The 13,263-nt window shown below is 36.6% G+C and carries 12 protein-coding genes; 4 read left to right on the top strand and 8 right to left on the bottom strand.

Annotated features, from left to right (window positions below; all coding sequences use genetic code 11):
• Positions 1-26 precede the first annotated feature (26 nt).
• The 5 genes from K350_RS0116445 to K350_RS0116420 form a co-directional block, all read right to left on the bottom strand.
• Positions 27-977, bottom strand: a complete 951-nt coding sequence (locus K350_RS0116445) for a hypothetical protein (protein WP_028980846.1) — start codon at positions 975-977, stop codon at positions 27-29.
• Positions 974-1,996, bottom strand: a complete 1,023-nt coding sequence (locus K350_RS0116440) for a prenyltransferase/squalene oxidase repeat-containing protein (protein WP_028980845.1) — start codon at positions 1,994-1,996, stop codon at positions 974-976. The genes K350_RS0116445 and K350_RS0116440 overlap by 4 nt, the downstream gene beginning before the upstream one ends.
• Complete coding sequence (locus K350_RS0116435; RefSeq protein WP_028980844.1) at positions 1,980-2,603, bottom strand: hypothetical protein; 624 nt, start codon at positions 2,601-2,603, stop codon at positions 1,980-1,982. Before K350_RS0116435 ends, K350_RS0116440 begins: the two co-directional genes overlap by 17 nt.
• Before the next feature lie 130 nt (positions 2,604-2,733).
• On the bottom strand, positions 2,734-3,369 hold the full coding sequence (locus tag K350_RS0116430) for a fibronectin type III domain-containing protein (RefSeq protein WP_162144185.1): 636 nt from the start codon (positions 3,367-3,369) through the stop codon (positions 2,734-2,736).
• Between the two features lie 796 nt (positions 3,370-4,165).
• Positions 4,166-5,077 carry a hypothetical protein gene (locus K350_RS0116420; RefSeq protein WP_156027068.1) on the bottom strand — a complete coding sequence of 304 codons (912 nt, stop codon included), beginning with the start codon at positions 5,075-5,077 and terminating at the stop codon, positions 4,166-4,168.
• Positions 5,078-5,493: 416 nt separating this feature from the next.
• Between K350_RS0116420 and K350_RS0116415 the strand changes: the two genes are divergently transcribed.
• Together K350_RS0116415 and K350_RS0116410 are read left to right on the top strand one after the other, a co-directional pair.
• Complete coding sequence (locus tag K350_RS0116415) at positions 5,494-6,048, top strand: hypothetical protein (protein WP_156027067.1); 555 nt, start codon at positions 5,494-5,496, stop codon at positions 6,046-6,048.
• A gap of 73 nt (positions 6,049-6,121) precedes the next feature.
• Positions 6,122-6,823, top strand: a complete 702-nt coding sequence (locus K350_RS0116410) for a tetratricopeptide repeat protein (protein ID WP_028980839.1) — start codon at positions 6,122-6,124, stop codon at positions 6,821-6,823.
• 198 nt (positions 6,824-7,021) lie between these two features.
• On the opposite strand, the gene K350_RS31390 is transcribed toward K350_RS0116410, so the two are convergent.
• Together K350_RS31390 and K350_RS0116400 are read right to left on the bottom strand one after the other, a co-directional pair.
• Entirely contained in the window at positions 7,022-7,573 is a 552-nt protein-coding gene (locus tag K350_RS31390; protein WP_156027066.1) for a lipid-binding SYLF domain-containing protein, read from the bottom strand.
• Between the two features lie 433 nt (positions 7,574-8,006).
• Complete coding sequence (locus tag K350_RS0116400; protein WP_028980838.1) at positions 8,007-8,276, bottom strand: DUF3303 domain-containing protein; 270 nt, start codon at positions 8,274-8,276, stop codon at positions 8,007-8,009.
• A 167-nt stretch (positions 8,277-8,443) separates the two neighbouring features.
• Here K350_RS0116400 and K350_RS0116395 point away from each other — a divergent pair, with 167 nt between their 5' ends.
• Positions 8,444-9,376 (top strand): SphA family protein, encoded by a 933-nt coding sequence (locus tag K350_RS0116395; RefSeq protein ID WP_156027065.1) that lies wholly within the window; start codon positions 8,444-8,446, stop codon positions 9,374-9,376.
• Positions 9,377-9,439: 63 nt separating this feature from the next.
• On the opposite strand, the gene K350_RS29175 is transcribed toward K350_RS0116395, so the two are convergent.
• Positions 9,440-11,560, bottom strand: a complete 2,121-nt coding sequence (locus K350_RS29175) for a sigma-54-dependent Fis family transcriptional regulator (RefSeq protein ID WP_051313215.1) — start codon at positions 11,558-11,560, stop codon at positions 9,440-9,442.
• A gap of 470 nt (positions 11,561-12,030) precedes the next feature.
• On the opposite strand from K350_RS29175, the gene K350_RS0116385 reads away from it, so the two are divergent.
• Entirely contained in the window at positions 12,031-13,218 is a 1,188-nt protein-coding gene (locus K350_RS0116385; protein ID WP_037576075.1) for an efflux RND transporter periplasmic adaptor subunit, read from the top strand.
• Positions 13,219-13,263: the final 45 nt, after the last annotated feature.

Raw genomic sequence — 13,263 nt, 5'->3', positions numbered from 1 at the left:
ATCGATTGGCCTAGTGAATAAGAAATTCAAATATTCCAACTGCTTATCCATGAGTTAATAGTTGCAGTAAATATGGGAGAAGGAGTTAGATTGGTAGTCCTGAACAGGCGATTGAGAAGGGCTATGAATTTCTCTTCAAAATGGCTGATGCCCTGGCTATCTTTCATAAAACAATCAGATATGCCATTAGGAGAATTTTTAAGCAGGTCTAGTTCATAGTCGCTAAGATCATCTACTAAACCTATCAGTCTCCCGAAATCACTTGCCCAGTTGATAACAGAAGATGGGAGAGGCGTTTGTTGAGATATATAAGCAAGAATTAAGAAAGGGTAGATAGATTTCTCTTCCAGTTTCTCATAAGAAGTGTTCGCAGGTTTGGTAATGCTGTTCTGTATTTTACATGCCATTAAAATGATAGTAAACAAATCATTCTGCTCCTTATCTTTTAAAGAGGCAGAAACACCTTCCCTGAAATTTTTTACCAGCATTTCTATCATCCTTTCGCAATTTTCTTTCCGATAAAATAAAATCAATGGTGAATAGAATGGCTTGTTGTTTCGAAGCAAATTGTCAAATTCATGTGCCTCAATTATTCTTATTAAATCCGAGTCAACTAAGAAGTCATAGAATGAAAGAATGAAATTTGCCCTGGCTCCAAGTGAAGATCTCCGTTTGTTATTGGAGTTTAAATTGCTACATAAGCAAGAAAAACCTTCTGTTTGAAAGTATCCGAATCCGAGCACACGTTGCATTACTTCTTCCAATGACAATAGACCTTCATTTTCCAGTCTTTGCTTAACGAGCTCCATTACCAGTTGATCTTTTTTGTTCAGTTCACTGATCAGGTATTCGAATTCATTTTTCCCGCACTCCATCACTTTCTGATGAAATGTTCTCAGCTCAGAAGGACTCATGACCAGTTGAAATTGGTTCAAAAGATTGTAAGCTTTGGATCTGTAGGAATAGATATCGTTCATGAGAGATTCCTTTGGTGAAATAACTTTAACGCCCGCATTACTGTAGCAGTCGTGAAAAAGGTATGCTCATCTATGCATAATGCTCCACCGCCCTTTAGTTGTTCGGAATAATTCATACTACCAGGATGAATGCAATCCGGGAAGGGGATGCGCAGCAGTGCTGAAGGTTGCCAGTTTCCTTCGGACAATTGTGAATCAATAAGCCATTCACTTGCCTTACGGGAAATATAAATATCATCTTTCGAAACAATTCCTTGCAGCAATGTTGAAATTCCCAATGCTGTCGTGAAAGCTGAACCAAAAGGAAATTTAAAATTGGCTATATAACTATCATTTACAAACTGCCTCCTGCACCAGTCTTTTCCTTTTGCAATGGCTTTCTCTTCTTCCGGAAACAGAGATGCGAGACATTGAACATTTAAAAAAGTAGAATACAAATCATCCGTCCACCAATAAGATGCCCAGTAACCATCCTGTTTCTGATTGCGGAGAATATATTCTTGTGATCCTCGCTCTTTATCTGAAAGCAACATGATTACAAAAGGTGCAACACAAGCATGTGATTGCTGCCAGCCATCCATATTATGAAGAGGACTCGCTTTAATAAAGTTCCGGATAGGAGAACCTGAATGAAAAGTAGAGAAACCTCCATCGCTTGTTCTGTGCTTGTTCAGGAAGCAGATAAGCTTGTCAATCCGGTCATTGTTTTTTGGACTTCCAACCTGAGTTAATACAGAAAGGTACCATGCAGATGAATCAGCATCTGCTGGTACTTTAAAATTATATCCCTTGGGTACTCTCAGGAAATCACGGAGTTTTAGCAGATTTAATTTAATCTGCATATCATTCATCCATTCTTTCTTAGCCATCGGTTGGGAAAGAAGTGCAGACAATACATAACAGCTTACCCATTCAGAACTTTTTCCGGCCAGTGTGTGAAAGTCATTCCATAAACTGAACTTTCCAGTCGAAGAAAAGAGAAATTGCTCTGCTTTCGATATGCTATACCCAACTTCCACTGCCAGTATTCAAGGTTCTTATCCAATCATTGCTCTGAAAGCAGCGTGCGCCTCTCTGGTCACGTTCGTTGGAGAAAATTTCTCCGGTCCTGGCATCATAAATGACATATTTACCTATTCTCACCTGAAGATCTTCCCCTGGCTTAGTTTGTGCTACAATCTGGTTCCATTCATCGGCTGTGGGAAGGAGCGCGCCATTGCCTGCAAAAATGGCATGTTCCGCAGCTTTGGAATCAAGCTTAGTGCCTCCTGTAACATGTATAATTTCATGAATTAAAACAGGACCTATTCTGCTAGGCTCTCTGGTACATATTTTCAACTCTCCTGCAGCAAATATTCTAAGAGGTGGTGGAGATGTGCTTGCACCCTCATTTCCGTTGCATCCTGTATCCCCACAATCTATCAGAAGAGATCCTTCACCGTCACCATTGCCCCATAGTGTGACGAGGTTAAGGGCAAGTGTAGGAAAGCAACCAACACTGGGATGGGTATTGATCTGGTTAAATGCAGCAGTAATCGCATTTTTCATTTGTATATTGCAAGTTTCAATTTCAGTTCCTCCTCCGACCCAGGAACCACCTTCCTTGCGTGTTTTCCATTTTGGCATAGCTTTATTTGGTTTAAAGGTTTATAAAAAAGATTAATTTTAATTTTACATCTATCCATACACCTCCGCCTAATACCATCCCCGCAAGGACATAACTTATGAGAGATAAGCAGAAATCTGCACATGCTGATTAAATAGCATATTTGGTTGTCGGATCGCTCCATGCGCTCTGACCAGCCGATGCTATTGCTGCAACTTTAAACCAATATTTTTTTCCACTTTCCAGATTCTTTATTGTGGCTTTGGACTTGGTAGAAATAATGGCTATGCTCCAGTTATCATCTTTGCTCAAGTCAGAAGTAAGTTGTACAACATAACTTTTAGCATGCTTTACAGATTCCCAGGAAAGTTCTATTTCCTTTTCATTGGCTGCAACAGCCTGCAAGTTCTCCGGTGCAGAAGGAATTCCGGAGGAAGTCTTTTGAGCTTTTATATTCATACCTGCTTGTTTAATTTTGATCTCATCTCCCTTTGCAGTGCATTCTACATAAGCAGCCAGTTGATTTAGTACAGAATTAAGTTCTATAGATTTATCCTTTAAAATACTAAGGTTGGTTGAAACAGCTTGACGGGATTGTTTTAAATCTGCATTTGCTTTATCCAGTTCCACTATTGCAGCAGATAATGTCTCCAGCGTTGGAATGGGGGATGGAAACTGTTCATTTTCTGTAAGTGCCTGTAATATTTGTCTTGATAGAATAAGCTTTTCTTCTAGAGTAGAACCTTTAAGGTTAAGCTTAACCTTGGCTTTTTTGGTGCTGGACATAGCTGTATGTTTTTGATGTTTAAAAAAATGTTGAGATAAAAATTTATATATCATGAATCAAAAGCAAGAAATTTCTCAAAAAAATTTTGTACATGTAATTAAATATCAGTTGATTTTATGATTTGTTCTGTATGGTAAACAGACTTTACTACTAAATAAGAAAAAATAGAAATTAAATAAGAATTAAAGATTTCTACGACAAAATCAATTTATATATTAATAATGCTTTCTCTCAGTTGAACTCTAAAAAGTATACATCATATTCTTGATTATTTAAAACCTTAATTAGGAAAAAGCTATTCCTATTCAGGAAAAAGAAATTCCTGCATAGGAAAAGACAATTCCTATATAGGAAAAAGAAATTCCTACATAGGAATCGATAATTCCTATGTGGAAAAAAGAAATTCCTATATAGGAAAATGAAATTCCTATATGGGAAAAAGAAATTCCCACATAGGAAAAAGAAATTCCTACATAGAAATAAGAAATAGCTACATATAAAATTGAACTTCCTATATAGGAGTTTAAAATCCTGAAAAGGAAAAAGAAATTCTCAGTCAAGAATGTGAAATTTACATAAATGAATTCCAGATATGAAGGCTTGTCTCTAGCTTTTTCGGAATTGAATAAAAAATGTATTGGTAAAGCAGGGTAAACTTTTTTAAGAAAATAGCTACAATTACTTTTTAGCTATGCAATCTGTGAAAGAGAAAGTATTAAAAGATATAGTTGTCCTGAAAAAAAAGATGGCTTGCAAACGCAAGCCATTCTATTAATAGCATAATATTGTTATCAATTAATGCTTTGCTACAAGTGTAAAGTATCTTACCCCTACATCATTGGAAGGGTCTGTATAAGCGTCATCACTATAAGGGTTTCTTATACGAAGAGTATCATTAGTGATACTTACAATCTCATAATGATTGCGTTTTTCACAATAGCCGATGTAACTGTTATTGGCTATATCAATTGTATAGCCGGTTCCTATACCAGTATGTGCATTTTTAACCGTGAATGGTGCTTGCACATGATCCGGATCCGATAAGGCAATATCGCCATACATAGGTTGAGAAGTCCCAAAATATCTGTTGGCATAAGCATAGTGAACAGTAACCGAGGTATTTTTAGGAGTGTATTGGTAATTTCTTAAATTAAATGTAAAGGAATTTTGAAGTATACCATTTTCCCAAGCAAAACCGATTAAACCTTCAGGAAAATTGTACCAGTCAGGTGTTAATGTATTAAAAGGTCCCATACCCGACTGAAATGGTGCTGCAGAAACAACCCATGTTTTACCATCGATATCTTGAAGTCCTCCTGTAAGGAGTTTAACTATAGGGTCGTTAAGGTCAGGATTAGATGCATCATCTTTGTTCACTTTTACCTTCTTTGAAGAAGATGATGTTCCATTAGCTGTAAGTACTTCCAATGTTATTTCATAAGAGCCCTTGAAAGGAAAATATACCGTATCAATAACTGACTTAGAACTTTCACCATTGGAATATTTGAAAGTGTGGTCAAGAGCATTGATATTGGTTAAGCTTACTAAAAAATGGTGCTGATCAAGATTCTGGACACTAAAGGTAGCAGCTTTTTTAGCTTCAGACTCCGGATCAGATTTTGGCAGAATACCTTCTTGATCGTTCTGTTTACATGCTACAACAAGTGCCAGCAATCCTAAAAAAAATACTTTTGATTTTTTCATCATGAAATTAGTTTTAGTTGGTTAAAAATTAATAATTGTATAAAAACTGTAATTTAAAAAACAAATTGAGCCAAAAGGTAAAGTTTTTAAGGCTAATTTATAGCTACTTAACAAAATAATTTTAATTAATACATTCGGTAGAAAATACAATACACAAAAGTTGGATCATTGAAGATATAGAAAAGGTAAGATGTTTTTTGTTACTATACCCTTCGCAGTGACTATAAGCTTTGGTGGCCTCATAGGAAGGGATAACATAGTTAGAATTGAAGGTTTAATATTATTAAAATAATGGTTTAAGTTATGAGAAGGATAAAGCTTAACGTAATTTATAGTTGTTTATAAATATTTTTAATATAATTAAAAATTTGGATTAGTTTTAATAGGTAGATATACGCTGTATTTTAATGTTAGGAGCTATGCCAAATATGGATAATGTTAATTATATAAGAGCAGAGGATCGAGATGAAAAGAGCCACTTTATGAAGTTGAAAGTTGTTCAGGATGAAATTTGTGCACAAAAAGGTATAACTAGGTTCGAAGATTTAAATCCAGCCAACTTTGTTGGCTTCACGATCACACATACTTTCGATGACACTCAACTACCTGTTGAGTTTGATTGTGTTTTTTTAGATGATTTTAAAACCGAACCTTTTTTTACTAAGGCAACCTTAAGCGGATGTTTTAATTATAAATCCAAATTCCATACAAAGCTCTGGAAGGGACACAGCCACCATGCAATTTTTGAATTTGAAAATGGGGGGCCAGATATTTTGAATTCACTTAAGTTTTACGGACAAAAGAAAAGATGGGATCCAAACCTTATCTTTTGTTCAAAAACGGATGTTAGTATATGCAGGAATTTTCTTAAGGAATCAAAGCAAGAATTTGAGCAATATATGAAGGAACACAATCCTCACATTTACGAGGCAAACAAAAAAGAGGAAGAAGAATTTAAGAGAAAATTGAAGTAGAGAATACTCGCTATATTTGAGTCATGCCGACGGTTGTTCTGATACCTTAAGCTCCATTTAAAAAAAATTAAAAATGAGAATATTATTTCTGTTTCTATTACTAATCTCCATTAAGTCATCTGCTCAACAAATTAGCCTAGAAGAATGGAATCAACAAGCAAAAACAAATATCAGACTTTTACCTAGGTATGGATTAGTTCCTAAAACAAAAGAGCAAAAGGAAGCAGATGAAAGTTTAATAAACGATATGTTAAATAAAGGATTCACCAGGCGAAAAGCATCTGAAGAATTTATTGATTTAGGGTTCAAATATCTGTATAAAGATATCAAAACTGCTATGTATCGTTTTAACCAGGCTTACTTAATGGACTCAACAAATGTTGATATATATTGGGGATATGGTGGAGTTTATTTGGTTTTGGGTGACATAGAAAGAGCCAAAGAACAATACCAGTTAGGACTTTCTAAAGATGATCGTAATTCAAAAATAATGACAGATCTTGCAACATGTTATATGATTGAATATTATAACTTATCACAAAATGAACCGGGAAAGGCTAATGCAAAACTTGATACTGCAATCGATATTTTAACAAAGTCCTATAAGATTGATAAAAAAAATCAAAATACCCTTTTTAAGATTTCAGCTTGCTATTTAAATAAAAAGGACTGTTCAAGCGCTCTCAAGTATTATAATGAATGTTTAAAACTAGGAGGAGATCCTATTACTGAAGAATATAAAGCAGCAATAAAAGATTTATGTGATAATAAATAAAATACCAAATGAATCGTATTCATGCATTTGAGAAATGTTTAAAAATGGCCAGTCTTACGGAACTGGCTATTTTATTTATTAGAAGCTTAATATTTGGTGGGCATGTGTTTTAAGACGTACCCATCAAAAGCCCAGAATACGCTCTGCCACGATAGGCAGAACTGTGGGGTTGAGCTTACCAATTTTTATTGTGTTCCTTTACTTGCGAGGCTCTGGGGGCCGCTGCTTTGAGGATTGATTCTCATTATTTTGATCACTTTCTTCGTTTTCACCTTCTTCTTTTGATCCCTCTTCCTTCGCGCCTTCAGTAGTACGCATCTTCCCGAGAACAGAGGGTTTGAAGACAAACTTCTGTATTCCAATGTCAAGGTCCAGAAGCATACCACCTTCGTTAAAGACAAAGGCTACCGTGCCGGCTCCGAATCCTTTGGATGCTTGTGCTCCAGCTTTCACAATGGCAATGCCTGCGTCAGCTGCAAAAGAATATTTACCAGCCTTGAATTGTTTCCAGGTTTCCTCGTTGTTGAATACTATCATCTGATGAAAATTCGTTCCACCAACTTGTACGCCGAGAGTAACTTTACCAATTCCGGCGTAGCCAATTACATGATCTTTCACGAATACTTCACCCACTCCATAGTCTCCACCAAGTACGAGTGATGCACTACCAATAGCTGGAATTACAGCAAATCCATATGATTTTTGCAGCAATTCCTTTACAGATGGCTGTTTTTCCTGCAGAATGTTCATTGCAGCAATGCATTCGGAGTGAAGAGTACGCCCGAGCTTAGCATCCTTTTCAAGGGCTTGGAACGGGCCATGCTTACCTATCTTTTCACCGAAATCGCTGGCCTTTTCGCTCAGCTTACCTTTCAGTTTGTTCCATTTCTCTTTTATTCCTAATTCCATATCTTTCTCCTTTCCTTTTTAATCTTACCCTACTAATCATAACAAATTCCAGGTGCTTATAATTTTCTGTTATCATTCTTAGGTTTAAAATATTTTGGTCAATGGGGAACTTTTGGAACATGGGAAGAAAAGTTGAAGTTTAAAGTAAGAAGCTTTAAAAAATCCTTGAAGAGAGGAATTATGCAAAGGGAAGTATTAAGGGCGTTAATTAAAAGACCCAGCCGATTCTTTATCAGTTGGGCTTTAAAGTGCAATGAAAAGTTCAGAATCAAACTTAGCTTCTAAGGGCTTTTTCTTTAGCCTGAGCTGAGGTAATAACTTTTATTACTTCATAGTCAACCGGGCCTTTATTCATGTTCACCCATTCCTGCATTTTTTCATCAGAATCACTTTCCATTACCTGATAACAGGTCGTTAAGTCTTCATCAATCCAGCTATTTATATAATGGACACCTTCAGGAATTTTTCGTCCGGCTTTATCTAGTTCCTGATATATTTCTTTTGCTTTTCCTGGATGGAAGCGTTCGATAATCATATAAAGCATAATGATAAGTTTTATAGAGTGGTTAAAAATAGAACAGAAATGTAGTTATAAAATATTGATTATAAAAATCTTATAGGAGAAGTTGAGGTGAAGCATGTTGAAATAGTAGCCATTCCTTAAAATAAATATAACAGAACAATACCCTTCCGAGATGGTTTCCAGAATGCATGAAACAGGTTTTAAAAACCGTTTTTATTATTGGTGTATTGGTTCTGAATTTCACATCCTCAGCGAAATGCCAACAAAATTTTTTACCGGGTTTCGCTGGACTAATGTGCGGTAGTCAAGGGGATCCGGGCATTTATGGTGTGGCCTATGGCTGGGGAATGAATGTCAAAAAAGTTGCTGATAGAAACGGTAATATACATTCTTTTCTAAATGGTGATGTACTGCATTTAAAAGCTCCTTCTTTAAGTGTAGTTGTTGTTACCAGAAGGAAAATACTTGGTGGCAATTACGGTTTTTCTATAACTGGAGCAATATGCAATTCCCGGCTTGAAGTTCCCAATATTATAGGTGCAAGCAGATCTTATCCTTATGGAATCACATCCACTTACATACAACCCATTAATCTTGGATGGAAAACATCTAGAGCTGACTTTATTGCCGGTTATGCTGTTTATCTGCCTACAGGTAAATGGACCTGGTTAGCCCAGCACAATTATGGTTTGGGCATGTGGACACAAGAGATCAATATCGGTACAACTGTTTATCTTGACCGTAAAAAGAATATCCACTTTTCAATAGAAGCCAATTACGACATAAATAGTAAAAAGAGAGGGGTTTCTTATAGGACTGGTTGGCCTCTCACCTTACAGGGCGGTATTGGAGCTAATTATGGCAATCCGGACAAGCTATTAAGTGGTTGGCTTGGAGTAGCTGGATTTGCACAGTGGATAACAGTAAGAACAAAGTATGAACAAGACTTAGGCCCCATCGATGGCCCGTATGCTCACATATACGGACTAGGTCCTGAATTTGTAGCTTTTAAAGGTGTTTTTTCAATTCGTTATTTAATAGAGTTTGGAGCTAAGAGCAATTATGTTGGACCGATTTGGTGTGTGACGTTGACTTGCCCGATTAAGAAGCTTAAGGCTTAATGCAGGAAGTAAATGATTAAGCATTATGCCTATGGAATTTATAAATTCCATAGGCATCTTTATTTACAACACCTTTTTAGAGATGCCTAATTTCTTCATTCTTGCTTCCAGGGTAGTCGGTTTAACCTTTAATAATTCCGCTGCCCCTCTGTCTCCACGAATGCGCCAATGGGTCTGAGAAAGGGCACTTAATATCCCTTCACGTTCAGAGTTGTCTTTTTCTGTTTTGATTTGATTGATTGTTCTGATGGCTTCGTTTGTGCCATTTATAACGCCAGATTCTCCTGAGAGTGCTGTTATTTTCTGTTTTGAATGATTGCCTGAGAGTTGACGGCCCCAGTCAAGAGGCTTACCATCTGAAATAATTACAGCGTGTTCTATAATGTTTTCAAGCTCTCTGATGTTTCCCGGAAATTGGTAATTCATCAATTCCAACATCGCTTTTTCTTTGATGCAGAGAAATGACTTTTGCATCTTTTTAGCAAAACGCTGTGCAAAATAATTTGCCAACAAAGGTATGTCTTCTTTTCTTTCTCTGAGAGGAGGAAGTGAAACCGGAAACACATTCAATCTGTAATAAAGATCAGCACGGAACTTCCCTTCATTAACCTGCTTCTGTAAATTACGATTAGTTGCTGCAATGATGCGAACATCGGTCTTGATGGTTTTATTTCCACCTATTCTTTCAAATTCTTTCTCCTGAAGGACTCTCAGCAGTTTAGACTGCAGCTCCAATGGCAGTTCTCCTATTTCATCAAGGAATATTGTTCCTTTGTCAGCCATTTCAAATTTGCCGATCCTGCGTTCGAAGGCTCCTGTAAAACTTCCTTTTTCATGACCAAACAATTCCGATTCTATAAGATTAGCAGGAAGTGCGGCGCAGTTGATCTTTACCATCACCTTGTGCTTTCGCTGAGAATGATTGTGGATAGCACGAGCAATCAGTTCTTTGCCTGTGCCTGTTTCACCCTGTATGAGTACAGTTGAATCTGTAGGGGCAACCTGTTTGATTGTCCGAAATATTTGTTTTAATGAAATACTAGATCCGACAATCTCTTCAAAATCGGCATTGGTATTTACTTCTTCAATCAAACAAGTATTTTCCAATTCAAGACGTTTCTTCAGATTTTCTATTTCTTCAAAAGCCAGAATATTGTTCAACGCCATCGATACCTGTGGTGCTATACTGGAAAACAATTGTAAATGCGTGCAGTTAAAGGCGTCAGGAACACAACTGGCAAGCATTAGAAGTGCATTATCATGATTCTTCAATGTGACAGGTATAAAGACCGCTGTGCTGATTTTGAACTTTTCACGATTAAGATTTAAAATCCTGGATTTGCAGCATAGTTCTACATATTCATGAGTAGCGTAGAGCGTTGGTTCCTGATTCAGATGAACAATAGCTTCAAGTTCTTTCTTAAGTTCTGCATCTGAAAACTCTCCAATGACAGAGTCTTTTCTATCGTCAAGATTTACAAAGAGATTATCAGACTGTCTGGAAAACATGCAGGTGCGCACCAGGTCTCCATTACTTTGAAGGCAAAGAGCAAAAAAATCCAGTGGAGCATATTTCTTTAACTCTACAGAAGTTTGTTTGAATATCTCGTTCCAGTCTTTGCTGCTGGCAAGTATATGCGAAAGAGAAAGCTGTAAAGATTTCTCTTCATTCTTGCGTTGCAATTCCTCTTCTCTAAGAATGTTGCTTACACCAATAGCTGTAAGATCGAAAAAAGTAGGACAAGCAGTGAGGAGCTCGCGAGCTGCCTTGTTTGTCTTAGTAATCTTTAAGCAAGCAAAGCCGATCCATTGATCGTTGATCTTCAGCGGAGCAAAGATTAAATCAGAGTTGTTTAATTGCTTTTTGGAAGCCTTTGGTTTTCCTTCATAAGCGGGATCATATTCTGTGACAATCACTTTATTGTCTTTCTCTATTTGCTGTAAAAAGTGACGGATGTTCTCCGGATCAATTGTTGCATCTTCAAAGGCATTGTCTTTGTCCAGTTGTATGATAGGAAAGACTTCTCCCGGTTCATAACGTCTGTATACAATCATAAAGTCCGGGTTAACCTGCTCTTCATTATAAAGGAAAAATCGGATTGCTTCTGAAAGATCATTGATATTTCTCGCCAATGCTATTCGCTTGCTATAATCAGAAGTTATTCCATTGTTATTTTTTTTCATATGGCATCTTAATTAAATAACTCCAAATTTATTGGAGTTATTGTAAGTATAAATTACGATAATTTTGGAGATTTTTCAAATAATTCAGATTGTATTTTTTGTAAAAAATTGATTTGTAGTTAATTAAAAATGTGGCAAGCTATTTGGTTTGCAAGCCTTCAATCAGATGTGTTTTGATATGAAAATCTTGTCTTTTATTTCAGATGAACAGGATGGTTGGAGTTTAAGTCGGTCTTTATTAAAGCAATATTTAAGAATAATTAACAAACAAATTATATAATACCTATGAGAAACTTTTTAAACACTTGGAGAATGAATAGCGATTGGGGGATGCAGATAAAGGCATTAACAAAGGGCCAATCAGGAAGTGGAGACAAGCCATACTGTATAAATGTAAGAGCTTTCTGTGATTTATAGGAGAAGCATTGTCAATAAAATCGTCTAATTATCTACTCTTCATTAATTTAATTATGAATATAATATCCTTACAAACGAATATAAATAATCGGTATAAATCATTGATCTTTTCAGGTGTTGCAACAAGTCTGCTTTTTCTGCAAAGTTGCGGCACAAGTGATTCTATTGAGATGACTCCACCACCTTTGTCATTGCCTGTTGTTAAAGTTCTTTCTCAAACTACATCTACCTTTAAAGAATATCCTTCAATACTTGAGGGAAGGGAAAATGTTGAGATACGTCCACAAGCAGATGGTTATCTGGAAAAGACTTATTTTGATGAAGGAGACTTTGTTAAAGCTGGTCAGGTACTTTTTAGAATAGAAGCTCAGAGATACCAGGAACAATCAAGAAATGCTGAAGCAAGTTTACAAGCAGCAAAAGCGCAGCTCGAAAGGAGCAGACTTGAGGTGTCTAGGCTAGAACCCCTTGTAAAGAATAATGTTGTTTCAGAAGTACAATTAAATATTGCTCAGGCTGCATATAAGAATGCAGAGGCCACTCTGGCGCAGGCCAAAGCTTTGGCACAGGATGCAGATATAAATTTAAGTTACACATTAGTCAAAGCCCCGGTGAGCGGTTATGCAGGCGCACTTCCCTTTAAAACAGGCAGCCTTATTAGCCGCGGCCAGCAGCAGCCATTGACTGTTATATCTGATACAAGAGAGATATATGCTTACTTTTCTATGAGTGAAATAGATTTCCTTAAGTTCAAGGAAGAGGTGAATGGAACAACAATAGGAGAGAAGATCAACAATTTACCATTAGTGGAGCTGGTACTGGCAGACAAAAGTGTCTATGCAGAAAAAGGTAAGATCGAAATTGTTCAAGGTCAGTTTGATAATACAACAGGATCGATTCGGTTCAGGGCATCGTTTCCGAATAACAAAGGAATACTCAGGTCCGGCAGCACAGGCAACATACGTATCCCAAAGCTGCATGACCATGCTTTAATCATTCCTCAGGAAGCTACTTACGAAGTTCAGGATAAGACATTTATTTTCACTGTAAGTAAAGAGAAAAGAGTGAGCAGTAAAGTTATTGATATCAAGGGAAAGGCGGGACAATCTTTCATTGTTCATGGAGTAGCAGCTGATGAATTGATTGTGTATTCAGGTCATGACAGACTCAGAGATAGTGTGATTATCAATCCTCAACTAATATCCGCTGACAGTCTTTTTAAAATAGGTACTGCGCAATAAAATCAATCATTAAAGCTAAAAGTATAATCAAGGCAAGACTCATGG

It is taken from the genome of Sporocytophaga myxococcoides DSM 11118 (assembly GCF_000426725.1).
In the GTDB taxonomy this organism is placed as follows: domain Bacteria; phylum Bacteroidota; class Bacteroidia; order Cytophagales; family Cytophagaceae; genus Sporocytophaga; species Sporocytophaga myxococcoides.
Note: the sequence above shows the minus strand (reverse complement) of the source record. Positions and strands in the feature narration are given on the sequence as shown.

What these genes read in the sequence shown, in the direction of transcription:
- K350_RS0116445 (WP_028980846.1), bottom strand. Translation starts at nt 977, where the DNA reads ATGAACGATATCTATTCCTACAGATCCAAAGCTTACAATCTTTTGAAC.
- K350_RS0116435 (WP_028980844.1), bottom strand. Translation starts at nt 2,603, where the DNA reads ATGCCAAAATGGAAAACACGCAAGGAAGGTGGTTCCTGGGTCGGAGGA.
- K350_RS0116430 (WP_162144185.1), bottom strand. Translation starts at nt 3,369, where the DNA reads ATGTCCAGCACCAAAAAAGCCAAGGTTAAGCTTAACCTTAAAGGTTCT.
- K350_RS0116420 (WP_156027068.1), bottom strand. Translation starts at nt 5,077, where the DNA reads ATGATGAAAAAATCAAAAGTATTTTTTTTAGGATTGCTGGCACTTGTT.
- K350_RS0116415 (WP_156027067.1), top strand. Translation starts at nt 5,494, where the DNA reads ATGCCAAATATGGATAATGTTAATTATATAAGAGCAGAGGATCGAGAT.
- K350_RS0116410 (WP_028980839.1), top strand. Translation starts at nt 6,122, where the DNA reads ATGAGAATATTATTTCTGTTTCTATTACTAATCTCCATTAAGTCATCT.
- K350_RS31390 (WP_156027066.1), bottom strand. Translation starts at nt 7,573, where the DNA reads ATGAACATTCTGCAGGAAAAACAGCCATCTGTAAAGGAATTGCTGCAA.
- K350_RS0116400 (WP_028980838.1), bottom strand. Translation starts at nt 8,276, where the DNA reads ATGCTTTATATGATTATCGAACGCTTCCATCCAGGAAAAGCAAAAGAA.
- K350_RS0116395 (WP_156027065.1), top strand. Translation starts at nt 8,444, where the DNA reads ATGAAACAGGTTTTAAAAACCGTTTTTATTATTGGTGTATTGGTTCTG.
- K350_RS29175 (WP_051313215.1), bottom strand. Translation starts at nt 11,560, where the DNA reads ATGAAAAAAAATAACAATGGAATAACTTCTGATTATAGCAAGCGAATA.
- K350_RS0116385 (WP_037576075.1), top strand. Translation starts at nt 12,031, where the DNA reads ATGAATATAATATCCTTACAAACGAATATAAATAATCGGTATAAATCA.